This window comes from Microbacterium sp. B19, from assembly GCF_000333395.1.
Taxonomy (GTDB): Bacteria; Actinomycetota; Actinomycetes; order Actinomycetales; family Microbacteriaceae; genus Microbacterium.
Map to the genome: position 1 here is coordinate 1 of NZ_BADA01000253.1, position 212 is coordinate 212.

1 protein-coding gene is annotated in these 212 nt (G+C 70.8%); it reads left to right on the forward strand.

The features are described from left to right. On the forward strand, positions 1-212 hold a 212-nt coding region (locus I5G_RS21670), incomplete at both ends, for an undecaprenyl diphosphate synthase family protein (RefSeq protein WP_036327392.1).

The following is a 212-nucleotide window of genomic DNA, read 5'->3' on the forward strand; positions in this document are numbered from 1 at the left end:
CCGCCCACATCGCGATCGTCATGGACGGCAACGGTCGCTGGGCCAACCGCCGGGGCCTCCCGCGGATCGAGGGGCACCGGGCCGGCGAGGCGACGATCCTCGACATCGTCGCGGGGGCGATCCAGGCGGGTGTGAAGCACCTGTCGCTGTACGCGTTCTCCACGGAGAACTGGACGCGGTCGCCCGACGAGGTCCGGTTCCTCATGGGCTTC